25 protein-coding genes and 4 pseudogenes are annotated in these 24,080 nt (G+C 61.9%); 11 read left to right on the forward strand and 18 right to left on the reverse strand.

Features of this window, described 5'->3' with window-relative positions:
• Position 1: 1 nt before the first annotated feature.
• On the reverse strand, positions 2-616 hold the full coding sequence (locus ACFQT0_RS05910; RefSeq protein WP_380201187.1) for a hypothetical protein: 615 nt from the start codon (positions 614-616) through the stop codon (positions 2-4).
• A 179-nt stretch (positions 617-795) separates the two neighbouring features.
• On the opposite strand from ACFQT0_RS05910, the gene ACFQT0_RS05915 reads away from it, so the two are divergent.
• A complete protein-coding gene (locus ACFQT0_RS05915) occupies positions 796-1,542 on the forward strand; it encodes a DUF4397 domain-containing protein (RefSeq protein WP_380201188.1) in 747 nt (248 codons plus the stop codon).
• A gap of 137 nt (positions 1,543-1,679) precedes the next feature.
• Positions 1,680-2,996 carry an adenosylhomocysteinase gene (gene ahcY, locus ACFQT0_RS05920; protein WP_380201189.1) on the forward strand — a complete coding sequence of 439 codons (1,317 nt, stop codon included), beginning with the start codon at positions 1,680-1,682 and terminating at the stop codon, positions 2,994-2,996.
• Between the two features lie 74 nt (positions 2,997-3,070).
• Here ahcY and ACFQT0_RS05925 read toward each other — a convergent pair whose 3' ends face one another.
• The 3 genes from ACFQT0_RS05925 to ACFQT0_RS05935 form a co-directional block, all read right to left on the reverse strand.
• A complete protein-coding gene (locus tag ACFQT0_RS05925) occupies positions 3,071-3,583 on the reverse strand; it encodes a hypothetical protein (protein ID WP_380201191.1) in 513 nt (170 codons plus the stop codon).
• Between the two features lie 62 nt (positions 3,584-3,645).
• On the reverse strand, positions 3,646-3,993 hold the full coding sequence (locus tag ACFQT0_RS05930; protein ID WP_380201193.1) for a hypothetical protein: 348 nt from the start codon (positions 3,991-3,993) through the stop codon (positions 3,646-3,648).
• The gene (locus ACFQT0_RS05935; RefSeq protein ID WP_380201195.1) at positions 3,977-4,708 is read right to left on the reverse strand and encodes an LLM class flavin-dependent oxidoreductase; all 732 of its coding nucleotides are present in this window, start codon (positions 4,706-4,708) and stop codon (positions 3,977-3,979) included. The genes ACFQT0_RS05930 and ACFQT0_RS05935 overlap by 17 nt, the downstream gene beginning before the upstream one ends.
• Positions 4,709-4,941: 233 nt before the next feature.
• Here ACFQT0_RS05935 and ACFQT0_RS31550 point away from each other — a divergent pair.
• Positions 4,942-7,426, forward strand: a pseudogene (locus tag ACFQT0_RS31550) (prolyl oligopeptidase family serine peptidase).
• Between the two features lie 37 nt (positions 7,427-7,463).
• Here the strand turns inward: ACFQT0_RS31550 and ACFQT0_RS05955 are convergent.
• The 7 genes from ACFQT0_RS05955 to ACFQT0_RS05985 all read right to left on the reverse strand — a co-directional run bounded on the left by ACFQT0_RS05955 (position 7,464) and on the right by ACFQT0_RS05985 (position 11,975).
• Positions 7,464-8,483 (reverse strand): prolyl oligopeptidase family serine peptidase, encoded by a 1,020-nt coding sequence (locus tag ACFQT0_RS05955; protein ID WP_380201204.1) that lies wholly within the window; start codon positions 8,481-8,483, stop codon positions 7,464-7,466.
• A complete protein-coding gene (locus ACFQT0_RS05960) occupies positions 8,389-8,874 on the reverse strand; it encodes a hypothetical protein (RefSeq protein WP_380201207.1) in 486 nt (161 codons plus the stop codon). Before ACFQT0_RS05960 ends, ACFQT0_RS05955 begins: the two co-directional genes overlap by 95 nt.
• Positions 8,783-9,028 (reverse strand): hypothetical protein, encoded by a 246-nt coding sequence (locus ACFQT0_RS05965; protein ID WP_380201209.1) that lies wholly within the window; start codon positions 9,026-9,028, stop codon positions 8,783-8,785. The genes ACFQT0_RS05960 and ACFQT0_RS05965 overlap by 92 nt, the downstream gene beginning before the upstream one ends.
• Positions 8,949-9,278, reverse strand: a complete 330-nt coding sequence (locus ACFQT0_RS05970) for a hypothetical protein (protein ID WP_380201211.1) — start codon at positions 9,276-9,278, stop codon at positions 8,949-8,951. The genes ACFQT0_RS05965 and ACFQT0_RS05970 overlap by 80 nt, the downstream gene beginning before the upstream one ends.
• Positions 9,271-9,591: a hypothetical protein gene (locus ACFQT0_RS05975; RefSeq protein WP_380201213.1), complete on the reverse strand. Its 321-nt coding sequence runs from the start codon at positions 9,589-9,591 to the stop codon at positions 9,271-9,273. The genes ACFQT0_RS05970 and ACFQT0_RS05975 overlap by 8 nt, the downstream gene beginning before the upstream one ends.
• 255 nt (positions 9,592-9,846) lie before the next feature.
• A complete protein-coding gene (locus tag ACFQT0_RS05980) occupies positions 9,847-10,911 on the reverse strand; it encodes a hypothetical protein (RefSeq protein WP_380201215.1) in 1,065 nt (354 codons plus the stop codon).
• A 62-nt stretch (positions 10,912-10,973) separates the two neighbouring features.
• Positions 10,974-11,975 carry a sugar phosphate nucleotidyltransferase gene (locus ACFQT0_RS05985; RefSeq protein WP_380201217.1) on the reverse strand — a complete coding sequence of 334 codons (1,002 nt, stop codon included), beginning with the start codon at positions 11,973-11,975 and terminating at the stop codon, positions 10,974-10,976.
• Between the two features lie 197 nt (positions 11,976-12,172).
• On the opposite strand from ACFQT0_RS05985, the gene ACFQT0_RS05990 reads away from it, so the two are divergent.
• The 4 genes and pseudogenes from ACFQT0_RS05990 to ACFQT0_RS06005 all read left to right on the forward strand — a co-directional run bounded on the left by ACFQT0_RS05990 (position 12,173) and on the right by ACFQT0_RS06005 (position 14,172).
• Entirely contained in the window at positions 12,173-12,751 is a 579-nt protein-coding gene (locus ACFQT0_RS05990; RefSeq protein ID WP_380201219.1) for a LemA family protein, read from the forward strand.
• A gap of 94 nt (positions 12,752-12,845) precedes the next feature.
• Complete coding sequence (locus tag ACFQT0_RS05995) at positions 12,846-13,304, forward strand: TPM domain-containing protein (protein WP_380201221.1); 459 nt, start codon at positions 12,846-12,848, stop codon at positions 13,302-13,304.
• 188 nt (positions 13,305-13,492) lie between these two features.
• Positions 13,493-13,782, forward strand: a pseudogene (locus ACFQT0_RS06000) (TPM domain-containing protein); the annotation flags it as partial.
• A 165-nt stretch (positions 13,783-13,947) separates the two neighbouring features.
• Positions 13,948-14,172, forward strand: coding sequence for a hypothetical protein (locus ACFQT0_RS06005; RefSeq protein ID WP_380206156.1), 225 nt, complete (start codon positions 13,948-13,950; stop codon positions 14,170-14,172).
• Between the two features lie 274 nt (positions 14,173-14,446).
• Here the strand turns inward: ACFQT0_RS06005 and ACFQT0_RS06010 are convergent, their stop codons facing one another.
• The gene (locus ACFQT0_RS06010; protein WP_380201223.1) at positions 14,447-14,812 is read right to left on the reverse strand and encodes a DUF1684 domain-containing protein; all 366 of its coding nucleotides are present in this window, start codon (positions 14,810-14,812) and stop codon (positions 14,447-14,449) included.
• A 417-nt stretch (positions 14,813-15,229) separates the two neighbouring features.
• Between ACFQT0_RS06010 and ACFQT0_RS06015 the strand changes: the two genes are divergently transcribed.
• Positions 15,230-15,409: a hypothetical protein gene (locus ACFQT0_RS06015; protein WP_380201225.1), complete on the forward strand. Its 180-nt coding sequence runs from the start codon at positions 15,230-15,232 to the stop codon at positions 15,407-15,409.
• Positions 15,410-15,483: 74 nt separating this feature from the next.
• On the opposite strand, the gene ACFQT0_RS06020 is transcribed toward ACFQT0_RS06015, so the two are convergent.
• The 5 genes from ACFQT0_RS06020 to ACFQT0_RS06040 form a co-directional block, all read right to left on the reverse strand.
• Positions 15,484-16,149, reverse strand: coding sequence for a sterol desaturase family protein (locus ACFQT0_RS06020; protein WP_380201227.1), 666 nt, complete (start codon positions 16,147-16,149; stop codon positions 15,484-15,486).
• Positions 16,150-16,153: 4 nt separating this feature from the next.
• Positions 16,154-16,732 carry a shikimate kinase gene (locus ACFQT0_RS06025; RefSeq protein ID WP_380201229.1) on the reverse strand — a complete coding sequence of 193 codons (579 nt, stop codon included), beginning with the start codon at positions 16,730-16,732 and terminating at the stop codon, positions 16,154-16,156.
• 101 nt (positions 16,733-16,833) lie between these two features.
• Positions 16,834-17,892 carry an ABC transporter permease gene (locus tag ACFQT0_RS06030; protein WP_380201231.1) on the reverse strand — a complete coding sequence of 353 codons (1,059 nt, stop codon included), beginning with the start codon at positions 17,890-17,892 and terminating at the stop codon, positions 16,834-16,836.
• Positions 17,893-18,097: 205 nt separating this feature from the next.
• The gene (locus ACFQT0_RS06035; RefSeq protein WP_380201233.1) at positions 18,098-19,246 is read right to left on the reverse strand and encodes a BT_3928 family protein; all 1,149 of its coding nucleotides are present in this window, start codon (positions 19,244-19,246) and stop codon (positions 18,098-18,100) included.
• A gap of 267 nt (positions 19,247-19,513) precedes the next feature.
• Positions 19,514-20,092 (reverse strand): DUF1599 domain-containing protein, encoded by a 579-nt coding sequence (locus tag ACFQT0_RS06040; protein WP_380201235.1) that lies wholly within the window; start codon positions 20,090-20,092, stop codon positions 19,514-19,516.
• Positions 20,093-20,166: 74 nt separating this feature from the next.
• Between ACFQT0_RS06040 and folP the strand changes: the two genes are divergently transcribed.
• From folP to ACFQT0_RS06060, 3 genes and pseudogenes are all read left to right on the forward strand, one after another.
• Positions 20,167-21,054 carry a dihydropteroate synthase gene (gene folP, locus ACFQT0_RS31555; protein WP_449272043.1) on the forward strand — a complete coding sequence of 296 codons (888 nt, stop codon included), beginning with the start codon at positions 20,167-20,169 and terminating at the stop codon, positions 21,052-21,054.
• Positions 21,055-21,144: 90 nt separating this feature from the next.
• Positions 21,145-21,977: pseudogene (gene cdaA, locus ACFQT0_RS06055) on the forward strand (diadenylate cyclase CdaA).
• A gap of 136 nt (positions 21,978-22,113) precedes the next feature.
• The gene (locus ACFQT0_RS06060; RefSeq protein WP_068191016.1) at positions 22,114-22,476 is read left to right on the forward strand and encodes a hypothetical protein; all 363 of its coding nucleotides are present in this window, start codon (positions 22,114-22,116) and stop codon (positions 22,474-22,476) included.
• Between the two features lie 150 nt (positions 22,477-22,626).
• Here ACFQT0_RS06060 and kbl read toward each other — a convergent pair.
• Positions 22,627-23,875, reverse strand: a pseudogene (gene kbl, locus ACFQT0_RS06065) (glycine C-acetyltransferase).
• Between the last annotated feature and the right edge of the window lie 205 nt (positions 23,876-24,080).

A 24,080-nucleotide genomic window follows, 5' to 3' on the forward strand; every position in this document is an offset into this window, starting at 1 on the left:
TTTAGCGCAGGGTCCAGCGCAGGGCCAGCAGCGGCTGCCCGGCCGGGGAGGCACCGAGGCCGATGGCGCTGGGCTGCAGGCGCGGCCACCCGCCACGGCGGTACGCCACGCCCGCGTTGTAGGCCGACACCGCCCGCTGCATGTACGTGTTGGTGTTGCGGTTGATGAACACCGTGGCCAGCACACTGGTGGCAAATACGCCAATGGCCGCCTTTTGCGTGTTGTTGAAATATTGAGCCTCGCCGTTGCCAAAAATTTGCTGTCCGTACAGGCCAAAGGCACCTACGGCCACCAGCCGGTCAATCAGAAAGATGGTTTTCTGGCGGCGGTATTTGGCGAGGTAGGAGAGGGCTTCGGCATTGCCGGCCACATAAGGCCGCAGCCTCTGGCCAAAAAAGCCGGCCGACTGGTACGCACTGCCGGTGGTGCCGGGAGCCAGGAAGTCGAAGTTGTGCTGGTGCCCGTTCAGGGCGCGTTCAGCATCCTGAGGGCTCAGGCGGATGGTGGCGGGGGCCTGCTGGGCCTGGGCGGAGGCCAACAGGCTAAGGGACAAGGCTGCCGTGGCCGCGCCGCGCAGCCGCCATGGAAAAGCGGCCAGTCGGTTAGTTGCGTGCATAGAACAAAGGTAAGACAGGTGTGAAAGGCCGAAGCGGCCCGGGCTAGCTCAATTTTTTATGCATCCCAACTCAACAAAGCCGGTCGCTTGCACGTTCAGGCCGGGCCGGCTGGGCTTTTTCTTTCCCATACGGTGCTCATCACCTTTTAAGTTGATATTTTCCTATGCAAACATCCTTCATGCTCCGTCGCGCTTTCCTGGCGCTTCTACCCGCCACCCTGCTGCTGGCCTCCTGCGGCAAAGATGACCAGCCGGCCCCCGCCCCGGTAGTGGCCGACCAAGGCAAAGTACTGTTTATAAATGCGGCCTCGCACATTGCCCCCACCACGCTTAAGTTTCTGGTAGACAACACCGAAAAGGCCTCGCTGGCCTACGGCGTACGGAGCGACTACCAGGCATTCGCAACCGGCAGCCGCTCGGTGCAGGTAAGCTCCGGCACCCAAACGGCGCTTACCCAAAACATCGCTATCGACAAAGACAAGACCTACACCTTCGTAGCTGGCCCCGCGGCTTCGTCTACCGCAGTGGCGGGCTTCCTTTTTCCGGATGACCTGACGGCTCCGGCTACGGGCAAAGCCCGTATTCGCGTCATTCATCTGGGCCAGGGCGTCACCACTCCCATCCGCTTGTCGCAGGTTACCAGTACGGTAACTGGCCCGGTTGTGGTTGACCTCGTCGCGAATGTGGGGGCGACTACCGCGTCTTCGTTTACGGATTTCAACCCCGGAACTTATGCGTTGTCCATTCTCGACAACTCCACCACGGCCAGCCTGAATCCATTGGCCCAGGTAGGCGACGGCACGGGCACCGGCTCCGGTACCAAGAACTATGAAGCCGGTAAGATTTACACCGTCGTAGTAAGCGGCACGGCCGGCAGCCTCAACGCCGACCAGAAGCTGAAAGCCTTCGTGTCGCAAAACAACTAATCGGCGCCCCTGCTCCCGCAGGCACCTCGCTCAAAAAGGCCCGCACCACCCGGTGCGGGCCTTTCTGCATTTGGCCCTGAACAAATATCGTATCTTTGCAGTTGAACCACGAATACTGTAAACTAACCCGCATTACGTTGGAAACCACGACTAAAACGTACGTTCCGTACAAAGTAAAGGACATGAGCCTGGCCGAGTGGGGCCGCAAGGAAATCCGCCTCGCCGAAGCCGAAATGCCCGGTTTGATGAGCCTGCGCGAGGAGTTTGGCGCGGCCCAGCCCTTCAAAGGGGCCCGCATTGCCGGCTGCCTGCACATGACCATCCAGACGGCCGTGCTCATCGAAACCCTCAAGGCGCTGGGCGCCGAGGTGACGTGGTCGTCGTGCAACATCTTCTCGACCCAGGACCACGCCGCCGCGGCCATTGCCGCAGCCGGCATTCCGGTATATGCCTGGAAAGGAATGAACGAAGAGGAGTTTAACTGGTGCATCGAGCAGACGCTGTTCTTCGGCGAAGAGCGCCAGCCCCTGAACATGATTCTGGACGACGGCGGCGACCTCACCAACATGGTGCTGGACCTGTACCCCGAGCTAGCTGCTGGCATCAAAGGCGTTTCGGAAGAGACGACGACCGGTGTACTGCGCTTGTACGAGCGGGTGAAAAACGGCTCGCTGCCCTTCCCCGCCATCAACGTGAACGACTCGGTAACGAAGTCGAAGTTTGACAACAAGTACGGCTGCAAAGAGTCGGCGGTGGACGCCATCCGCCGGGCTACCGATACGATGATGGCCGGTAAAGTGGCCGTGGTGGCCGGTTACGGCGACGTAGGAAAAGGCACCGCTGCCTCGCTGAGCGGCGCCGGCGCCCGCGTTATCGTGACCGAAATCGACCCCATCTGCGCCCTGCAGGCCGCTATGGACGGCTTCGAGGTGAAGAAGATGGAAAACGCCATCCCGCGCGCCGACATTGTTATCACCACTACCGGCAACTGCGACATCATCCGTGAAGAGCATTTCCGGGCGCTGCGCGACAAAGCCATTGTCTGCAACATCGGTCACTTCGACGATGAAATTGACATGGCGTGGCTGAACGGCAACTACGGCCACACCAAGGACACGGTGAAGCCCCAGGTCGACATCTACACCATCGACGGCAAAGAGGTAATCATCCTCGCCGAAGGCCGCCTCGTGAACCTGGGCTGCGCCACCGGCCACCCCTCGTTCGTGATGTCGAACTCGTTTACCAACCAGACCCTGGCTCAACTTGAGCTGTGGGAGCGCGGCAACCAGTACGAAAACCAGGTGTACACCCTGCCCAAGCACCTGGACGAGAAAGTAGCCCGCCTGCACCTCGCCAAAATCGGCGTGGAGCTCGACGAGCTGACGCCCAAGCAGGCCGATTACATCAAGGTGCCGGTAGAAGGCCCGTTCAAGTCGGATCTGTACCGCTACTAGTCGAACGAAAGTTTAGAGCATGAAAAACCGCCTGGCACTACGTCAGGCGGTTTTTTGTTGAGTCCAGATTCAGCTTACTTGCCCAGAGGCATGATGCCCTCGAATTGCTCTCCGGCTTGCGTAAACACCCGCACACCTAGCAAGTCCCAATGGTGGTTGATAGCGGCCATGTAGTGAAGCCCATTGCCGCGCTTTCCTACCCAGCCGGTGACGGGCTGCCAAGCGTGACCGAGCATAAACCCGGACAGGGTTGCGTAGAGCCCGCGGGGCTTGGTAATGGTGCCGTCCTGAGTGTAGTATTCAGCTAGTAGCTCCAGCTTATTGGTTCCGCCCAAGTCGATGCGCTGAATGGCGGTGGCGTTTGCCAAAGGGGCATCTTTGGGCACACTGGTCAGCAGATTAACGGGGGATAATGCTGCGGCACCCTTACCGGATTTGCTGCAGCCAACCAAGAGCAGCCCAAAGCCAAAGAACAAAGCAGCTGCCAGCCCAATATGTCGTTTTACCAACAGTGCGGCTCGGCAAAATATATACAGAAAGGCCAGCAGCAACGCGACGTTCAGGATGGACCACAGAAGATTTACCATGTTGGGAAAGATAAAGGCTTCGATGTGAGGGTCAAAGAAGCCTCCGTAAACATAGTGTTTTTCTAGTGCTTGGGGGTGGGGGCTGCGTTGCGGCGGGCAAGAGCCTCGCGCACCGCTGGGGCTACCTGCGTGCCAAACAGATTGACGGAGTGCATGACGCTTTGGTGCGAAATGCCTTCCAACACGAGTTGAGCTAAAAAACGGGTGTTTTGGAACAGCCCGTACAGGTACAGCAGCTTCTCGGTGATTTCCTCGGGAGTGCCGACAAACAGTGGTCCCTCGGGCCCGCGCAGGTAGTCGAAGTGGCGCCGGTCCATGGGCGACCAGCCTCGCTCGCGGCCAATGCGGTTCATGAGCTGCGAGTAAGGCGGGAAGAACTCATCGGCGGCCTGCTCAGAGGTTTCGGCCAAGTGGAAATGGCAGTTGAGGCAAAGCGGCAGGCTGAGCCGCGTCGTGTCCGGCTTGTTGAGCCGACTCGCGGTACAGCTCCGCAAACGGCACATACCGGTCGGGCGCGCCGCCCAACACGGCAATGGTCAGGGGCAAGCCCAATTTGCCGGCCCGCACGGCCGATGCCGGCGTGCCGCCGATGCCAATCCAGATGGGCAGCTTGGGCTGGGCGGGACGCGGGTACACGCCTTGCGCCGCGATGCCGGGGCGGTGCTTGCCCTGCCAGGATACGACTTCGCTGGCGTTGATTTTGAGCAGCAAGTCCAGCTTCTCGACAAACAGCGCGTCGTAGTCCTTCAGGTCGTAACCGAACAACGGGTAGGATTCGATGAAGGACCCGCGCCCGGCCAGAATCTCGGCCCGGCCGCCCGAAATCAAATCCACGGTGGCGAAGTTCTGGAACACCCGCACCGGGTCGGCGGAACTGAGCACGGTGACGGCGCTGGACAGGCGGATGCGCCGGGTGACGGCTGCCACTGCCGCGAGAATGACTTCGGGTGCTGAGATGATGAAGTCGGGCCGGTGGTGCTCGCCCAGTGCCAGCACATCGAGCCCTACTTCGTCTGCTAGTCGGGCCAGGGCCAGCAGTTCCTGCATCCGCTGGCTGGCGTTGTGGTCGCCGCCGGCCACGTGGGCCGGGGCCACCTCGCCAAAAGAGCTAATTCCTAGTTGCATGGGGTTGAGTAATCAAGTGGAGGAACTTGAATAGCGCGGGCGAGGGCAAATGGTTGCCAAAAGATGAGCCAACGGATTTATGGCAGGGTAGGGGCTGGTTCATGTTGGCGCAACGGCAGCGCCATACGTTGGCCCACTATTCAAGCTGTTGTTCACTGCTTTCTCGGACACACAGGCGCTTGGGCTACCACCATTTTGCTACCATTCTTGAGCTTGCCGGAGTAGATTTGTTGATGCGCAAATTTTACCTTCTTGGGCTGATGCTGGCGACGGCAGGGCCCGCACTGGCTCAGGCTCCTGCCGCGACTACCAGCAGCCTGGCTCCGCTCACCGTCGAGAAAATCATGCGGGACCCCGCGCAGTGGCTGGGTACCTCGCCCTCCAACGTGTATTGGGGTGAGGACGGCCGCCGCATCTACTTCAACTGGAACCCCACCAAAGACCGGCGCGACTCGCTGTATCAGGTGGCGCCCACGGGCACGGCCGCGCCGCGCAAAGTGAGCCAGCGCGAGCAGCGCACGCTGCCCGCCAGCGGCGGCGTGTACGATGCCAGGTATACCCGCAAGGTGTACGAGCGCGACGGCGACATTTACCTGTTGGACCTCAAAACGCAGCGAGTACGGCGCGTGACAAACACCGCCGAGCGCGAAGCCAGCTCCACGTTTGCTATGCTTGACAAGCTCGTGAGCTACGTGCGGGCCCAGAACCTATATACCTGGGACCCTGCCACCGGCGAAACCACGCAGCGCACCGACTTCCGCAAGGGCAGCAAGCCCGCCAGCACCCTGCCCACCGACAAAGCCGAGCGCTACCTGCGGGCCCAGCAGGCGGCCTTGTTCGACGTGGTGCGGCTGCGCGACCAGGACCGGCAGGCCCGAGAGAGCCAGCAGAAAGCCCTGGCCAAGCTGCGGCCTAAGGCCATTTACCTGGGTCAGCAAACCGTGGAAAACCTGCAGCCTGAGCCCCGATGGCCGCTACGTAACCTACACGCTGGGGCAGGAGCCAGCAGCCGCCAAGGTGGCGCTGGTGCCCAACTTCGTGACGACCTCGGGCTTCACCGAGGATATTTCGACCCGCACCAAAGTAGGCGCTCCCCAGACGGCCTACGAGCCTGGGCGTCTATGACATTGCCCGTGACACCACTTTTGTCTTGGGGTACAAAGAACTGAAGGGCCTTGACGAGCAGCCGGCCTACCGCAAGGAGTACCAGTTGCCCGCCAAAGCGCCCATGCCCGCCGACTCGGCTAAGGCCGCGGCTGCCGGCAAACCAAAGAAATCTGCTACCGAACTACGCCGCGTGCAGCCCTTCGGTCCGTTTTGGTCGGCCGATGGGCAGCGGGCTTTCCTGGTGATGCGCACCACCGACAATAAGGACCGCTGGATTGTGGCGCTGGACCCGGCCACCCAGAAAATCAAGTTGCTCGACCGGCAGCACGACGATGCGTGGGTCAACGGCCCGGGCATCGGCTACGGGGCCGGCAACGTGGGCTGGCTGCCCGACAACCGCCGTGTGTGGTTCCAGAGCGAGGAAACCGGCTACAGCCACCTCTACACCGTGGACGCCACGACCGGCCAGAAGCGAGCCTGACCAGCGGCAAATTTGAAATCCAAAGCGCGCAGTTGAGTCGCGACCGCAAGACGTGGTACCTCATCGCCAACGCCACCCACCCCGGCGAGCAGCATTTCTACCAGCTGCCGCTCAATGGCGGCGCGCTGCAGCAAATGACCAGCCGCCCCGGCGCGCACGAGGTGGTGGTGTCGCCCGATGGCCGCACCCTGGCCGTGCGCTACAGCTACACCAACAAGCCCTGGGAGCTGTTCGTGATGGACAACAAGCCCAAGGCGAAGATGCGGCAGCTTACCCACAGCACCACGCCCGAGTTTGAAAGCTACGCCTGGCGCGACCCGGAAATCATCACCATCAAAGCCCGCGACGGGGCCGATGTGTACGCCCGCCTCTACCGCCCGACGGGCGCCGTGGCCCAGGGCCCGGCCGTGATATTCGTGCACGGCGCCGGCTACCTGCAGAACGCCCACAAGTGGTGGAGCACCTACTCGCGCGAGTACATGTTTCACAACCTGCTGGTGGATAAGGGCTACACCGTGCTCGATATCGACTACCGCGGCTCGGCCGGCTACGGCCGCGACGTGCGCACGGGCATCTACCGCTATATGGGCGGCAAAGACCTCACCGACCAACTGGACGGGGCCAAACTGCTGACCGAGAAATACGGCGTGAGTCCCCAGCGCATGGGCATATACGGCGGGTCCTACGGCGGTTTCATCACCCTCATGGCCATGTTCACGCAGCCCGACGTATTCCGGGCCGGCGCCGCGCTCCGGTCCGTGACCGACTGGGCGCACTACAACCACGGCTACACCGACAACATCCTCAACGAACCCTACAACGACTCCATTGCCTACGCCCGCTCGTCGCCTATCAACTACGCCAGCGGCCTGAAAGGCGCCCTGCTCATGTGCCACGGCATGGTCGACACCAACGTACACTTCCAGGACATCGTGCGCCTGTCGCAGCGCCTCATTGAGCTGAAAAAGGAAAACTGGGAGCTGGCCGTGTACCCCGTCGAGGACCACGGCTTCATCGAGCCCTCTTCGTGGACCGATGAGTACAAGCGCATTCTCAAGCTGTTCGAAACAAACCTGAAGCCGGCCGGTGACCGAGTGGGCAATGGTCAGCCCACCTCAACGGGTCAGTAAATCAAGGAAGCCACCAGCTTGGGCGTAACGCTCGCGGCTACTGTAGCGCGGGCGTTACGCCCATGTTGGCGTAGCAGAAGCTCCACACGTCGGCCCACTCGTCAATCTGCAGCTTGGTGCTTTTGCCGGCGCCGTGGCCGGCCTTCACGTCCACGCGGATGAGGACGGGGTTGGGGCCGTCGTTGGCGGCTTGCAGGGCGGCGGCAAACTTGAAGGAGTGCGCGGGCACCACCCGGTCGTCGTGGTCGGCGGTGGTGATGAGCGTGGCCGGGTAGCTGGTTTTGGGCGTCAGGTTGTGCAGGGGCGAAAACTTGAGCAGGTTTTCAAACTGCGCTTGGTTGTCGGAGGTGCCGTATTCCGGGGCCCAGTTCCAGCCGATGGTGAACTTCTGGTAGCGCAGCATGTCCATCACGCCCACGGCGGGCAGGGCCACCCGGCACAGGTCGGGGCGCTGGTTCATGGTGGCGCCCACCAGCAGGCCGCCGTTGGAGCCGCCCGCAATGGCCAGGTGGTCGTAGTCGGTGTACTTGTTGCTTTTGAGGTACTCGGCAGCGGCAATGAAGTCGTCGAACACGTTTTGCTTGTGCGGGGTCATGCCGGCCTGGTGCCAGGCTTCGCCGAATTCGCCGCCACCCCGCAGGTTGGGGATGGCCAGGATGCCGCCATTTTCGAGCCACAGCAGGCGGGCCACCGAGAAGCCCGGCGTAAGCGACACGTTGAAGCCCCCGTAGGCGTAGAGGTAGGTCGGGTTTTTGCCGTTGAGCACTACGCCCTTCTTGTGCACCACAAACATGGGGATTTTGGTGCCGTCCTTGCTCGGGTAGAATACCTGCGTGGTCATGTAGTCCTGCGGGTTGACGTCCACTTTGGGCGCGCGGAATACGGTGCTGGTATTGGTGGCCAGGTCGTACTTGTATATCGTGGTGGGGTAGGTAAACGAGGTGAAGGCGTAGTACGCCGCTTTAGCCGTGCGCCGGCCCCCAAAGCCGCTGGCCGTGCCAATTGCCGGCAGCTGCACGTCGTGCTGGAACTGGCCCAACTCCGAATACACCTTCACCTGCGAGCCTGGCGTTGTTAAGGTAATCGGCAATGAGGCGGCCGCCCACCTGGCTCACGCTCTCGAGCTTGTTCGGGCTTTCGGGCAGCACGTCGTGCCAGTTGGCTTCCTGTGGTTTCTTGGGGTCGATGCGCACCACGCGGTAGCGCGGGGCCTTGTAGTTGGTGTGCACCAGCACCTCGCCGCCCACGTTGCCGATGACGGTGTTGTTGAACTCGTAGGAGGCGATGAGCGTGGTCCAGGTCTTGGCCTGCTTGGGGTCGGTGAGGTCGCGCACTTGCAGGCGGTTGCCGTCCGACTTACCATCGGTGAGGTAGAGGCTCAGGAACCGTTCGTCTTCGGTAGCGCCCGCAATGCGGAAGCCCAGGGGCATTTTCGGATTCTCGTACACCAGCTTGTCTGCGCTCTGCGGCGTGTTGAGCCTGGTGGAAGTACACTTTGTGAAATTCGTTTTTGCCAGCCAGGTTATTTTCGCCGGCTTTGGGCGCGTCGTAGCGGCTGTAGTAGAAGCCATTTTTCACCCACGAGGTGCCCGACACCTTCACCCATTCCAGCTCTTCGGGCAGCAGGCTGGTTGGTTTTAAGGTCCAAGATGCGCACCTTGTTCCAGTCGGAGCCGCCGCTGCTGATGGCGTAGGCCAGGTAGCGGTGGTCGTTGCTGAACTCGGTGGCGGCCAGGGCGGTGGTGCCGTCGGCCGAGAGCTTATTGGCGTCGAGCAGCACCTGGGGCTCGCCGATGCCGCGCTGGCGGTAAAGCACGGGCTGGTTCTGCAGGCCGTCGTTCTTGCTAAACACCAGGCTCGTCGCCCACTTGCTCGGGCACGCTGTAGCGCTCGTAGTTCCAGATTTTGGTGAGCCGCGTCCTGATTTTATCCCGAAACGGAATCTGGCTCAAGTAGCCAAAGGTGACCTCGTTCTGCGCCTTCACCCAGGCCGTGGTCTCGGGCGAGTCCAGGTCCTCGAGCCAGCGGTAGGGGTCGGTTACGGCGGTGCCGAAGTAGTTGTCGACTACGTCTGCTTTGCGGGTCTCGGGGTATTTCACGGGGGCAGTAGCAATAGGGGCCAGGAAATCCTTGCGGCTCGGCTCGCCGGTTTCGGGCGTGGTCATTTCGGTCAGGGGCTTGTGGCGGGGGCGTGTCGCGCTCGTAGCGCGAGGACGAGGCGCGGCAAGCCGCCAAGGCTGCCAGGGCGGCAAACAGGGGTATGGCAGCTTTCATAAAGGAGTGGCGTTGGTGGGGAGTAGCAGAGTAGCTGTTTCACGCAGCTTGAGCCACTATGGTTCAACGAGCACGACAAAATCCTACTATAAAGCTTTTTACGCCAATACCGAGGAAAGGTGCCTGGAAATCAATCCATCTGCACATCATCGGCAACCGGCCGTGAAGCCTCCTGGCTGCCGGCTTGAGCTACGGAGGCAGTTCCGGCGGCGACACCGGCCGGCGCCACGGCCGCGGCAATCAGCTCGGGCAGGTTGGCCCGCAGCCAGCGCAGGCTCCTCGTCTACGCGCTGGCTCACCAGGCGCTCCACTTCAAGCCGTTGGGCCGGGCTCAGGTTGGTAGCGACGGGCGCGGCCGGAGTGGCGTTGGGGTCGGGAGCGGTGGCCAGTACCAGGGCTTCGGCCCGCTTTATCCGGGCTACGGAGTCGGCCATGGCGGCGGTGGCCTCGGTGGCGGCGGCTTGGGCAGCGCCGGCCGCCTGCTTGGCGGTCAGGGTTTCGCGGCGCTGCTGCCGGCGCCACTGGCCCAGCGTCACGCGCAGCATCACGTACAGCACCAGGCTCAAGATACTCAGAATAAGGGCCAGCGGGGCGGCAAAGCGGTTGAGCAGGCTGCCTGGGCCCGTGGCTGGCAGGGCGGCAGTAGTCGCGCCGGCGGCGTCGCGGTCGGCCGCGGCTTGGGCTTCGGCGGCTTCGGCCGGGCCCATAGTGGTGCCGGCCGTGGCAGTGGTATCACCCGTTTCGGGGGCCATGGCATTGGCCACGTCGCCGAGCGGTGTGCCCGATTCTACGTAGTTGGTCAGAGCGGTTTCCAGGGCTTCCACGCGGGCCATGCGGTCGGGGTCGCGGCGGCGGGCCGGCGAGCTTTTCAGCTTGCCCACAATGGCTTTGGTGAGCGCACTCAGCCGGGCCACGTTGTCTTTTTTGCCCTGGTAAATGTTGCCCCGGCCCTCAATGGGCTGGTAAAGCACGCTGTACACGCGCAGGCTGTCGGGCCGGATGCTGGCGGCCAGGGCGTCGAGGTTGGCGCCTTCGCAGCGCACGGTGCTTTTGAGGTTGGGCCGGCCGGCGTCGTCGTACACGAAGCGGGCGGTGGCGCACCAGATTTGCACCTTGGCCTCGTCGAGCGAGGGCTGGCCCAGGGGCGTTTGGGCCGAAGCCAGCAGAGGCAGGGCAGTGGCGCAGGCAAAAAGCAGGCGGCGAAAAATCATGCGCAGAAAGAGTGGTTGAGGGTCGAAAAGTACGAAGCAACGGCCCACTGTCCAGTCATTTCTTAGCTGTAGTCTATTTCCGTGTTGTCGCCGATGTTGAGGCTGTGGTTCATGCCCCGGAACGAGGCGTCGCTGCCCACGATGCAGTCGTGCATCACGGCCGAGCGCAGTTCCGAGTAACTGCCAATGATGGAATTGGTCAGGATGGTGTTCTGGATGATAGTTTTGTCGCCGATGGCCACGTTGGGCCCGATAATGGAGTGCGAAATCTGGCAGCCACGCCCGATGCTGACCGGCGGAATAATTACGGCGTCGGGAAACTCAGAATAGTCGCGGCCCTCCAGAAACTCGGGCTGGTTGAGCAGGCGGGCGTTGGCTTCAAGCAGGGTTTCCTTGCGGCCGCAGTCAAACCAGTTATCCACGGGGCAGGTGGTCATCACCTCGCCTTCTTCGATGAGGTGCATCAGCGCGTCGGTGAGCTGTAGCTCGCCGTGGGTGCGCACATCGGTGTCGTGCAGCCACTCCAGGGCCTGGGCCAGCTTCTCGGGGTAAGCCAGCTTGTAGAGGCCCACCATGGCGTAGTTGGATTTAGGGATTTTGGGTTTCTCTACCACCTTGCTCACCCGGCCGCCGGCGCCGGTTTCCACCAGGCCAAACATGCTGGGCGTCTTCACTTCCTTCACGGCCAGCACCGAGCCGGGCGTGGCCAGCAGCGCCGGCAGGTCCACGTCCACGATGGTGTCGCCGAGCAGGATGAGCACGCCGTCGGGGTCGTGGCGGAACTCGTCGCGGGCCAGCCACAGGGCGTGGCCCAGGCCCTCGCGGGGCTCCTGCACCACAAAGGTCACGTGCAGGTCGGGGTAGGTGCGGCGCACGTAGCTCACGATTTTATCGCCCAGGTAGCCCACGATGAAGACGAATTCGGTGAGGCCGGCGGCGCGCAGGCGGTCGATGATGTGGCCCAGAATGGTGTTGCCGGCCACCGGGACCAGGCTTTTGGGCTGGGTGTGGGTGTGCGGGCGCAGGCGCGAACCAATGCCGGCAACGGGGATAACAGCTTTCATGCGAAGGGTGGAAGCGAGGTGGTTTGCGGGGGATGCGGCGCCGGAGTAAGCCCGGCTAAGTAGCAAGCTACAACCACTGGGCCCAAGCTGCGTACTTTGCGCCAGCCCCGAACCAACCCAGCCCAGCGGCCCCAGGTTTCGGCGGCCCTCAAAACCAGACTTCTTACCCCTTCACTCTTTCACCTTATTACCCCATCATGAAACGCTTTCTTCTCTATTTCGCGGGCCTGGCCCTGTTGCTCACCCAGTCGTCGTGCGGCTACAACGGCATGGTGCAGCGCGACCAGGCCGTGAAAGCCCAGGCCGGCAACGTGCAGAGCTCCTACCAGCGCCGCAACGACCTCATCGGCAACCTGGTAAATACCGTGAAAGGCGCCGCCAAATTTGAGCAAGGCACCCTCACCGCCGTTATCGAGGCCCGCGCCAAGGCCACCAGCGTGCAGCTCAACCCCAACGACCTCACGCCCGAAAACATCAAGAAATTCCAGGAGGCCCAAAGCCAGGTTTCGGCCGGCCTGGGCCGCCTGCTGGCCGTGTCTGAGAACTACCCGGACCTGAAGGCCAACGCCAACTTCCAGGAGCTGCAAGCCCAGATTGAAGGCACCGAAAACCGCATCAACGTGGAGCGGAACAAGTTCAACGCTGTCACCAACGACTACAACACCTTCACCCGCTCGTTCCCCAACAACCTGTTTGCCGGCATGTTCGGCTTCCAGCCCAAGCCCTACTTCGAAGCCGACCCGGCCGCGAGCAAGGCGCCCACGGTACAGTTTTAATTCTCAATGAGGAATGAAGAATGAGGAAGGAAGAATTGGCTCAACTTAGCCGGTTTCAATTCCTCATTCTTCACTCCTCATTCTTCATTCAAGCATGAAATCCCTTCTCACCCTCGAACAGGACAAGGCCCTGGTAGAAGCCATTCGGCAGGCCGAGGTTAAGACTTCGGGCGAAATCCGGGTGCATCTGGAAGACATCTGCCCCACGCCCGAGCCCCTCGACCGCGCCGCGCAGGTGTTTGCCGAGCTCAACATGCACAAGACGGCGGCCCGCAACGGCGTGCTGTTTTACCTGGCGTGGGAAAGCCGGCAGTTTGCCGTAATCGGCGATGCGGCCATCAACGCGGCCGTGCCCGACGACTTTTGGGAAGTAACCAAGGAGGCGGTGCTAGAGCAGTTTCGGCACGAAAACTACGTGCTGGGCCTCGAGCGCGGCATCCACATGGTGGGCGAGCAGCTCAAACGCTACTTCCCCTACAACGCCGCCACCGACCAGAACGAGCTGGACGATGCCATTTCTTTCGGCGGCCCCCGGCCGTCTCCCGACGCATGAAAAATCCTGTGGCGAAAGCCCAGCTCTTAACGGCGCAATGTTTGGGTGCCCGCATGCGGGCTGTTTCGGTACACCGTTGGCGGCTTTTGCTGGCGGTGCTGTGGCTGCTGCCGCTTGGGCTGGTTTCAGCCCAGAGCCTTCCGCCCCGGCCCAACCCGCCGCGCCTGGTAAACGACCTGGCCAACCTCATGCAGCCCGGCGAAGCCGACGCGCTGGAGCGCAAGCTGGTGGCCTACAACGACAGCACCTCCTCGCAAATCGCCGTGGTGACAGTGCCCAGCCTCGATGGCGACGAAATTGCGGACTATGCCCAGAAGCTTTACGAAAGCTGGGGCATCGGCAGCAAGGGCAAGAACAACGGCATCCTCATTCTGGTGGCCCAGCAGGAGCGCGCGGCCCGCATCCAAACCGGCTACGGCTTGGAGGAGCCGTACCCGACGCCCTGGCCAAGCGCATCATCAGCAACACGCTGGTGCCGGCGTTCCGGCAAAACCAGTACTACGCCGGCCTCGACCGGGCCACCGACCAGCTCGTTGCCCTGGCCAAAGGCGAGTACCAGGCCGACCCGGCCGACGTGCAGCCCCGCGGCCAGCGCGGTAGTTCCAACTCCGGCCCGCCCTTCTGGCTGATTATCGGTATTTTGGTGCTGGTATTCATCATGCTGCGTAAGCGGGGCGGCGGCGGCCGGGGTGGTCGCGGCAACCGCGGCTTTGGCGGCGGCTTCGTGCCCCCCATCATCTTCGGAGGTGGCGGCTTTGGGGGCGGCGGCGGAGGCTTCGGCGGTGGTTTTGGCGGCGGAGGCGGGGGCGGCTTCGGGGGCTTTGGCGGCGGCAGCAGCGGCGGCGGCGGCGCCAGCGGCAACTGGTAGGCTTGCTCCGTTTAGCTCAACGTCTAATCGACCGTCTATAGAACGTCAAGCTCAGCGGAGCTGTGATAACCTCACCCCCGGCCCCTCTCCAAAAGAGAGGGGAGCCACGGCACAAGAACTAGCTCAATTTTAAATGAAAAGCTCCGGCTCACTTGAGCCGGGGCTTTTGCTTGATAACGACTGGCTCCCCTCTCTTTTGGAGAGGGGCCGGGGGTGAGGTGCCGCCCGGGCGAGAGGCTTCGGCAAGCTGACGTTCTTTTTCTTCTATAGCTTCCTAATGGTCGCTGCGCACCCCCACCGGGATGGCTACTGGCAGCCGGTTTTCGGCGGGCGGCACGGGGCACGAATACCCGTGGTTGTAAGCGCAGGAGGGGTTGTAGGCGCGGTTGAAATCCAACTGCATAACCCGGGTGCCGGCGGGCGGAATGCGCAAATCGAGGTAGCGTCCGCCGCCGTAGCTGCCGTGGCCGTTGGTAAGGTCCGTGAAAGGCACAAACAGGTAATCTTCGAAGCCGGGGCGCTTGAGCAGGTCGGCGCTTTGGTACACGCTTAGGCGCATGGGCTGGCCCTGCAGTACAAAGCGCAGGCTCGCCGTATTTGCGGTAGAGCGGCCGGCGGCTGGTGCTGGTTTCCATGGCAAATGGCCGCGACGTGGAATCGCGCACCAACTGGGCTTCCACGTAGTAGCTGTAGCGCGTGGGGTAGTACGGCAGGGCCTGGAACGCCGCCCGCTCAGTTGGGCTCAGCGGGGATTCTTCCGGGTTGCTGAACTCTTTGTTCAGGTTGCGCTGAAACTCCAGCACGCTGTCGCGGTGCGCGAGGCTGTCGAGGCGGCTTGCTGGTGCCTGGGCCTGCCCAAAGTGGCTCAATAGGGCTAAAAGTAGGGTAAATAGAATATGGCGCTTCATGCGTCAAAGCTACTGCGGCATGGTTCGTTCACGGTGAGCATGCCAGTAGGCAAAGCTTTGACTTAACCTTTTTCGTGTTGCCTCAGTATCAGCAGTTATTCAGCGGTGCTAGCGCTACTGGCAACTTCTTTCACCTTCCCTTCAATGCCATGAATGTTTCCCGTTTTTCCCTGTTTCTATTCCTCGCCGTGCTGGCCACGTCGCTCACCGGCTGCGACGCCATCGGCTCCATCTTCAAGGCCGGCGCCTACACGGGCATCATCGCCGTGGTGGTAATCGTGGCCATTGTCTTGTTCATCATCAACAAGATGCGCGGCCCGCGGGTGTAGCCCAGAATCTCAGCAAGCAAAAAGGGCGGCTCCGATATCGGAGCCGCCCTTTTTGTTAAGCAGTGGTACGAAAACTACTGGGCCTTCTTGCCGGGCATAGTGCCGATGAGGTGGTCCCAGAGCGTGCTCGACACGCCAAAGGCCACGGGCTCCTGCCGGTAATGATGCTGGGCGTGGTGCGTCCACCACACTTTCAGGAAGTTCTTCGGGGGAGCGTAGGCGTGGGTCGCGTAGTGCACAAAGAGGTACATGGCGTAGCCAAACGTAAAGCCCGCCAGCAGCCCAAACGCATAGGAGCCGAAGCTGAGGCGGAAAATAAAGAACAGCAGCGAGGCCACAAACACCGTCACGATGGGCGGCATGGCCAGCCGGGTTTTGTCTTTGGGGTACTCGTGGTGCACGCCGTGCAGGGTGTACTGCAGCTTGGCGCGGCTGGGCGTGGAGGTCGGCATGTGGTACAGGTAGCGGTGCACCGCGTATTCGGCATACGTGAAGGCAAACAAACCCACCAAGAACAGCCCAATGGCCGACAGCCCCGACATGAAGCCGTGCGTGAGGCCATAGTACATGCTCAGGATGGCCGTAAGCGCAAAAATGGCCACCGGCAACGCAATGTGCGTGTGCGAAAGACGCTCCAGCACCGGGTTTTGGAACAGCTGCGCCGAGCCCTTGTGCTTGGGTCGCACGGGTTGGGCTGGGGTGGCAGCGGGCTCTGGCTCTTCGGTGGATACTGATTGCATAGGTCTAGCGATGTCGGAGTATAATATTAACAAAATTACACGTCCTGCGGCAATTCGGCCGCTGATGAAGGCGCAAGCCCCGCGGCCGCCGCCTGAGCCGCCACCGCCGGAGCCGTGCACGCGCCCCCGCACAGCGCAGCCGGGCCTGCTGATAAAACCGCGTACGGGTGCTCAGGGTTTCTTGCAGCCACTTTTCGGTGGGGCCGGAAGTGGCCAGCAGGGGCCGGCTGCCTTTTTCAACGCCTTTGGACAGGCGGGCCGCCAGCTCGGCTACCGGCACGTCGAGCCAGACCGTGACGCCGGCCTCCAGCAGCACCGCGAGGTTGTCGTGAAAGCAGGGCGTGCCGCCGCCCGTGGCCAGCACCAGCGGGCCGGGGCGGGCCGCAATGTCGCGCAGCACCTCGGCCTCCAGGCGGCGAAAGTGGGCCTCGCCGTGCTGCAGGAAAATGGCAGGAATCACTTGGCCCGCCCGGGCCACAATCTCGGCATCGAGGTCGAGAAACGGCAGGGCGTAGTGCGCGGCCAGGGCCCGGCCCAGGGTGGTTTTGCCGGAGCCCGGCATGCCGATGAGGTAGAGCTTCACAGGAAATGGAGAATGATGAATGAAGAATGAGGAGTTAGTAAAATCAGGCTTGTTGAAATAATTCTTCACTCCTCATTCTTCATTCCTCATTAAGCATAGCGTTAGCTCAATTTTACCCGGGGGTCGAGCACGGCATAAAGCACGTCCACCACAATGTTTATCAGTACAAACAAGGCCGCTACGAACAGCGTGGCGCCCATCACCACCGGGAAATCCAGGTTTTCGACGGCCCGCAGCGTCACCGTGCCCAGGCCTTTCCAGTTGAAGATGTACTCGATGAAAAACGCGCCCGCCATGAGCGAAGCCAGCCAGCCTGACACGGCCGTCACCACGGGGTTGAGGGCGTTGCGCAGGGCGTGGTGCAGCACCGTGGCCGAGCGGCTCAGCCCCTTGGCCCGCGCCGTGCGGATGTAGTCCTGGCTCATCACGTCGAGCATGCTCGAGCGGGTGAGCTGCGTGATAATGGCCAGCGGCCGGATGCCCAGCGCAATGGCCGGCAGCAGCAGATTGCGCAGCACCAGGTGGCTTTCGCCCGTGAAGGGGTCGGTCTCATAGAGCTGCCCGGTTAGGCTGAGGCCCGTCCAGTGGCTCCAATAGAAGCCAAACGTGACGGCAATGGCAATGGCCGCCACAAACGACGGCACCGAAATGCCCAGCACCGAAGTAGTCACCAGCGTGCGGTCGAGCGCCGACTGGGGCCGCAGCGCCGCCACCACCCCAAAGGCCACGCCCCCGATACTGGCAATGACCATGGCCGCCAGGGCCAGCCACATGGTGCCGGGGAAATAATCAAGCAAAATGCTGAGCACGTCCTTGTTGCTTTGGAAGGAGCGGCGCAGGTAGGGCGTTTTCAGCACCAAGGCGCGGCTGCCCAGCGGCAGCAGCGCCACGCCGCCGTAGCGCGCCTGCCCGGCCGAGTCGCGCGGGTGCAGGCCCAGGGGCGAAACGTCGTTGAGGTAGCCTACTAGGCGAGTGGGCAGCGGCTGGTCGAGGCCCAGGTCGGCGGTGATGGCGGCTTTGGTGGCCAGGTCGGTGCGCTGGCCCGCGAGCAGGGCCGCGGGGTCGCCGGGCAGCACGTTGAACAGCAGAAAAACCGTACACGCTACCCCCACAAGGACCAGCAGGCCCTGCGCCAGGCGACGGAGAATAAAAGGAAGCACGGCTTTGGGTAGGGTAAGAGGGTATGGGGGTAGGAGGGTAAGCGTTATTGGGGTGTGGGGTAGGAGGGTGTGGGGCGGGAGGACTACTGATTAGAGGTTGAAATTAGAAATAGCGACGTGAGAAAAGCCTTCTGCCTTTGCGCTTTCCTGCTCTCATATCCCAATAACGCTTACCCTCCTACCCCCATACCCTCCTGCCCAAAAACTACTGCAGCTTCTCTTCCAGCTTGCCCACGCTGGGGATGTCGTGGTAGTGGTACTTGCCCTTCACCACACCGTCTTTCAGCAGCACAAAGCCGGGATTGGAGCGGATGATGGACTTGAGCACCGTGGCGTCGGCGTAGTAGAAGGGCACCTCGAAGTTGGCGTTGTGCCGAAATACGTCGAAGTCGGCGGGGCTGCTGCTCGTCACAATCAGCGGCGTGATGTTGGCCCGGGAGGCTTGCGCGTCGGTAAGCAGCTTGTTGATGAGTGCGTTCCGGTCGCGGTCGGCCTTTTCCGTATTCTGGATGATGAGCACCAGCTTGTTGCCGCGCAGCAGCTCGGGCGTGTAGTCGCCCTCGTCGTTCCACACCCGGAAATCGGTGATTTTGGGGCCGTCTTCGGGGTTCAGGGCCACCATGCTCTTGTAGGTCCATGTCGAATCGGGGTAGGTGGTGAACTCCTGGGTCTGCCCGTTTTTCTCCATGATGTACTTGTAGCGCATGGGGGCGCTGGCCTTCATCAGCTTGCCAATGTCGTTGCCCACCTTGTAGGGCAGGAAGTCGAAGTACGGCAAGTGGCCCAACGAGCGCACCCCGATGCCGATGGCAATGGCCGAGGCAAACGTCATGACCATGACGCCGGGCGTGCCCTGCACAAAAGCATGGCGCAAAAACCGCTGGTGCGTGAACACAATGCCCCAGAGCACGAGCAGAAACACGTCCTTGAAAAACGAGGTCCAGGGCGTGAGCTTGATGAAATCGCCAAAGCAGCCGCAGTCGGTTACTTTATTGAAAGCCGCCGAGTAGAAGGTCAGAAAGGTGAAGAACACCAGCAGCCCCAGCAGCAGCCACAGCGTGTGGCGCAGGTGCCAGCGCAGCAGCAGCGCCACGCCCAAAATCACTTCCATGGAGCTGAGCAAGATGGAAAGCAGGCGCGACCAACTCTTGAAGAAAAGGAAGAAGGAGCCGAAATCGACGGCAAAGACCTCGAAGTACTCCTCCAGCTTATAGGCAGTGCCCACCGGGTCGTTGAGCTTGATGAGGCCGGAGAAAATAAACAGCGCCCCCAGCAAAAACCACGCGATGCGGGTGACGGTGCGCAGGGGGTGAGGCGCCGGTGCGGTTTGGGTTGCGAGACTGGGAGTTGACATAAGACAAAGTAAGCCCGTGGCAAACGGCCAGGCAACGCGCAAAGTTTGGGCAAAAGCAGAATTCTGGCAGTGTAACTCCCCTCCTCAGATGAGGAGGGGATGTTCGAGCTTTAGCTCGGACGGGGGGTGAAGTCGTTGAACGATGGCTGAACGAGTTGGGCTGGAATCGTTCGCCGTTCGTTCAACGACTTCACCACCCCAGCTCAACTTGGCAGTTGAGCGTCCCCTCCTTAAAAAAGGAGGGGAGTTTTCGTTCATTGCGTCACTTTACGCCTCGCCTCGTAGAATCAACGCAAAAACCGCGTAGTTCAGCATGTCGCGGTAGCTGCCTTCCACGCTTTCGCTCACCCAGGTATCGCCGCCGATGTCCTCGAGCCGCTTCACGCGGTGCAGCTTCATCAGAATCAGGTCGGTGATGCTGGACACGCGCATCTGGCGCCAGGCCTCGCCGTAGTCGTGGTTTTTGGCCAGCAGCAGGCGGCGGTTTTCGGCGGCTTCGTGGTCGTAGGCGGCGGCCACGGCTTCCAGGCTCATGTCGAGCGGGGTGTCGGGCGGCAGGTGCAGCTGCATCAGGGCAATGAGGCAGTAGTTGATGATGGCCACGAACTCCTCGTTCACGTCGTCGGCCACCAGGCGCACGCCGGTTTCCTGAATGGTGCGGATGCGGTTGGCCTTGATAAAAATCTGGTCCGTGACCGACGGCAGGCGGAGAATGCGCCAGGCCGTGCCGTAGTCGTGGGTTTTGGCCAGAAACAAGGTGCGGCAGCGGGCCAGCAGCAGGTCGTAGTGTTCGGGGGTGGTCAAGGAGTGAATGAGTGGCTGAGTGACTGAGTGAAGGGGAGCCATGCCCTTTTTCCTGGCGCAAGTTCGCCCCGGCCGTTGGATATTGGGCCGGCTTTCTTCTCTGCCCTATCCTAGCTATGCCGGCTCAACCCCTCCTTCACGCATCCCCTCAGTCACTGCTGAGCCCCCACGGCCGCCTGCTCAACCTGCACCGGCCTCAGGTGATGGGCATTCTCAACCTCACGCCCGACTCCTTTTTTGCCGGCAGCCGGGTGGCGTCGGAGCGCGACTTGCTGGGGCGGGCCGAGGCCATGCTCGCGGCCGGGGCCGCTGTGCTCGACCTGGGCGCCTACAGCACCCGCCCCGGCGCCGACGACATTTCCGCCGACGAAGAAGCGCGCCGGCTCCTGCCCGCCGTTGAGCTGCTGCGCCACGAATTCCCGCAGGCTTTTCTCTCCGCCGATACCTTTCGGGCGGGCGTGGCCGAAGCGGCCGTAGCCGCCGGGGCCGATATGGTGAACGACGTGAGCGGCGGCACCCTCGACGCCGCCATGTTTGCCACCGTGGGCCGCCTGCGCGTGCCCTACGTGCTGATGCACATGCGCGGCACGCCCCAAACCATGGCCCAGCTCACCCACTACGAAGACGACCTGGTGCTCACCCTGCTGCGCTACTTCCGCGACGGGCTGCACGCGCTGCGCCAGGCTGGGCGTGGTCGACGTGCTGCTCGACCCCGGCTTCGGCTTTGCCAAGACGGCCGCTCAAAGCCACGAATTGCTGCGCCGCCTGCCCGAGTTGCAGGCGCTGGGGCTGCCGGTGCTGGCGGCCCTCTCGCGCAAAAAAATGGTGTACGGCCCGCTGGGGCTCTCTCCGGAAGCTGCCCTCAACGGCACCACCGCCCTGCACATGGCCGCTTTGCAGGGCGGCGCCCGCCTGCTGCGCGCCCACGACGTGCCCGAAGCCCGCCAAACCATACAATTATTTGCCAATACCTTTTCAATAGCGGAATAAAGGCCGTAATTTGAGAAATGGAAGGCTTGCCGTGCAACGGCTGTGCTGTGGAGTGTCTCCTTTGTTGAAGGCCTCAGCCTCCTGCTACCTCTCACCTCTGCCCCATGTCCGGCCCTTACCCCATCAACTTCCTGCAGTTCGGCTGGATTGACGCGGCCGATGTGCTCCTGGTTACGGTGCTGTTGTATCAGCTATACAAGCTGTTGCGCGGCTCGGTGGCCCTGAACGTGGCGTTGGGTCTGGTGTCGATTTACCTGCTGTACCTGGTGGTGAAGGCCATGGGCATGGAGCTGCTGACCAAGATTCTGGGCCAGTTTATGAGCGTGGGCGTGCTGGCCAGCATCATTTTGTTTCAGCAGGAAATCCGGCGCTTTTTGCTGAGCATCGGCAAAGCCACCGCCCTGGAGCGGGTGCGCGGCTGGAAGTGGGGCCGCCCCGCCGAAGTAGCACCGCTCTCCGTCGGCCCATTTGTGGAGGCTGCCAAAAGTCTGTCGAACAAGTACACGGGCGCCCTCATCTGCTTCGCCCAGGCCTCCGACCTCACGGCGTTTGCCGATTCCGGCGACCGGCTCGATGCCGAAATCAGCAAGCGCCTGCTGCTTTCCATCTTCAACAAAACCAGCCCCTGCACGACGGCGCCGTGATTATCGCCAACGGCCGCATTCAGGCCGCGCGCTGCATCCTGCCCGTGAGCGAAAACCCCGACGTGCCCGCTTCCTTGGGCTTGCGCCACCGCGCCGCCATCGGCCTGAGCGAAGTGACCGACGCCGTGGTGTTGGTGGTGAGCGAGGAAACCGGCGCTATGAGCCTCGTGTACCACGGCGAAGTGTACCGCAACCTGCCCACCGCCGAGCTGCGCATGCGCCTGAACGAATGGCTCCTGAAAACCCCAACCAGTTCTTCTGCCGCCACCCTGAAAACAGAAGCGGCTGCCTGAGGCAATTCGGCTCAGGATTATTGGACTCTGAAATCCATTCAATTACGAACAGCGACGGCTGATTTGCACAACCCTAAGCTTTAAGGCTCGTTTAAACTAAAAAAGTTAGTTTATTCATCCCAATAAATTTAGTGTTATGAAAATCGAAGTTGCAAAAGGCCAGGATAAAGGGTTTCTTCCCGACGGCCGCCACACGGTCGAGATTACCGACATCGAGGAAGGCATCAGCGAGCACCAGCAAGTGCCCTTCTTTGCGGCCCGCATGGAAAACGAAGACGGTTTTGTGAGTCAGCGCTTTTACAATTCGGAAGCCGGCCACCCCATCATTCTACAGCTCTACTCGGCGGTGGGCATCAAGCCCGAAGAAGGCAAAAGCCTCGATACCAAGCAGCTTATTGGCAAGCGGCTGTCGGTTGAAGTCAGCGACCATTCCTACGCCGACCCCGCCACTGGCAACGAGCGCACCCTGCGCCAGGCCACCGGCTTCCGGGCCGCGTAAGCATAATCTTCCGTCATCAAAAAAGCCGCTGCTCTCATGAGCAGCGGCTTTTTGATGTAACGCGGACTGTGCAGTCCGCGTCCCCGCGCCGTTTGTTGTGGTTCGGGTTTCCGTCGGGGACGCGGACTACAGAGTCCGCGTTACATCACCTCAGGGCGTGTTCGTTACTACCTGGCCCATGGCCGACTGCGCGGCACCCGGCTCCTTGAGCGTGCCCAATTCCTTGCCCACGGCAATGAAGGCGGCAATGGCTTTGTCCAGGTGCGCGCGGGTGTGGCCGGCGCTGAGCTGCACCCGGATGCGGGCCTGGCCCTGCGGCACCACGGGGTAGTAGAAGCCCACCACGTAAATGCCCTTGTCGAGCATTCGGGCGGCAAATTCCTGGGCTAGCTTGGCATCGTAAAGCATGACGGGCACGATGGGGTGCTGGCCGGGGCGGATGTCGAAACCGGCCTCGGTCATCTTCTCGCGGAAGTACTTGGTGTTTTCTTCGAGCTGGTCGCGCAGCTGGGTGCTTTCCGTCAGCAGCTCCAGCACGCGCAGCGAAGCGCCCACGATGGCGGGGGCCAGGGTGTTGGAGAACAGGTACGGCCGGCTGCGCTGGCGCAGCATGTCGATGATTTCCTTGCGGCCCGAGGTGAAGCCGCCCATGGCGCCGCCCAGCGCCTTACCCAGCGTGCCGGTGATGATGTCGATGCGGCCCATCACGTTGCGCAGTTCGTGGGTGCCGCGGCCGGTTTTGCCCAGGAATCCCGAGGAGTGGCATTCGTCCACCATCACCAGGGCCTGGTATTTGTCGGCGAGGTCGCAGATTTTATCGAGCCTGCGCGATGGTGCCATCCATGGAGAACGAGCCGTCGGTTACGATGATGCGGTGGCGCGTGCCTTTGGCTTGGGCGTCCTGGAGTTGTTTTTCCAGGTCGGCCATGTCGTTGTGCTGGTAGCGGTAGCGCTGGGCCTTGCACAGGCGCACGCCGTCGATGATGCTGGCGTGGTTCAGGGCATCGGAAATAATGGCGTCCTGCTCGTTGAACAGCGGCTCAAACACGCCGCCGTTGGCGTCGAAAGCCGCGGCGTAGAGAATGGTGTCTTCGGTACCCAGAAACTCGGCCAGCTTCTTTTCCAGCTGCTTGTGAATGTCCTGCGTGCCGCAGATAAAGCGCACCGACGACATGCCGTAGCCGTGCGTATCGATGGCTTCTTTGGCGGCTTTGATTACCTCGGGGTGCGACGACAAGCCCAAGTAGTTGTTGGCGCAGAAGTTCAGCACCTCGCCGGCTTCGTCGGTTTCAATTTCGGCGCCCTGGGGCGAGGTAATGATGCGTTCCTTCTTGAAAAGGCCGGCATCCTTGATTTCCTGAAGCTGCTGCTCGAGGTCGGGCTGGAGGGTGGCGTACATGGGTTGGTGGGTAAGGTGGGACTGGGAAGTAGTGAGGCGAAATTACGCAGGTCGGCGTAGCTAAACGTTTTGTAGCGGTCCCGTACATCTGTCATGCTGAGCTTGTCGAAGCATCTCGACCGCTTCGTTGAGCCGCAGCGGGAACCTCACCCCTGGCCCCTCTCCAAAAGAGAGGGGAGCCGGACGCCCCAGCATAACCGGTGTC

Origin of the sequence: Hymenobacter humi, from assembly GCF_042665855.1 — a bacterium.
GTDB lineage: Bacteria > Bacteroidota > Bacteroidia > Cytophagales > Hymenobacteraceae > Hymenobacter > Hymenobacter humi.

Coding starts and splice junctions, on each gene's coding strand:
- ACFQT0_RS05910 (WP_380201187.1), bottom strand. CDS start 616: ATGCACGCAACTAACCGACTGGCCGCTTTTCCATGGCGGCTGCGCGGC.
- ACFQT0_RS05915 (WP_380201188.1), top strand. CDS start 796: ATGCTCCGTCGCGCTTTCCTGGCGCTTCTACCCGCCACCCTGCTGCTG.
- ACFQT0_RS05925 (WP_380201191.1), bottom strand. CDS start 3,583: ATGGTAAATCTTCTGTGGTCCATCCTGAACGTCGCGTTGCTGCTGGCC.
- ACFQT0_RS05935 (WP_380201195.1), bottom strand. CDS start 4,708: ATGCAACTAGGAATTAGCTCTTTTGGCGAGGTGGCCCCGGCCCACGTG.
- ACFQT0_RS05975 (WP_380201213.1), bottom strand. CDS start 9,591: ATGACCACGCCCGAAACCGGCGAGCCGAGCCGCAAGGATTTCCTGGCC.
- ACFQT0_RS05980 (WP_380201215.1), bottom strand. CDS start 10,911: ATGATTTTTCGCCGCCTGCTTTTTGCCTGCGCCACTGCCCTGCCTCTG.
- ACFQT0_RS05985 (WP_380201217.1), bottom strand. CDS start 11,975: ATGAAAGCTGTTATCCCCGTTGCCGGCATTGGTTCGCGCCTGCGCCCG.
- ACFQT0_RS05990 (WP_380201219.1), top strand. CDS start 12,173: ATGAAACGCTTTCTTCTCTATTTCGCGGGCCTGGCCCTGTTGCTCACC.
- ACFQT0_RS05995 (WP_380201221.1), top strand. CDS start 12,846: ATGAAATCCCTTCTCACCCTCGAACAGGACAAGGCCCTGGTAGAAGCC.
- ACFQT0_RS06015 (WP_380201225.1), top strand. CDS start 15,230: ATGAATGTTTCCCGTTTTTCCCTGTTTCTATTCCTCGCCGTGCTGGCC.
- ACFQT0_RS06020 (WP_380201227.1), bottom strand. CDS start 16,149: ATGCAATCAGTATCCACCGAAGAGCCAGAGCCCGCTGCCACCCCAGCC.
- ACFQT0_RS06035 (WP_380201233.1), bottom strand. CDS start 19,246: ATGTCAACTCCCAGTCTCGCAACCCAAACCGCACCGGCGCCTCACCCC.
- ACFQT0_RS06040 (WP_380201235.1), bottom strand. CDS start 20,092: ATGGCTCCCCTTCACTCAGTCACTCAGCCACTCATTCACTCCTTGACC.
- folP (WP_449272043.1), top strand. CDS start 20,167: ATGCCGGCTCAACCCCTCCTTCACGCATCCCCTCAGTCACTGCTGAGC.
- ACFQT0_RS06060 (WP_068191016.1), top strand. CDS start 22,114: ATGAAAATCGAAGTTGCAAAAGGCCAGGATAAAGGGTTTCTTCCCGAC.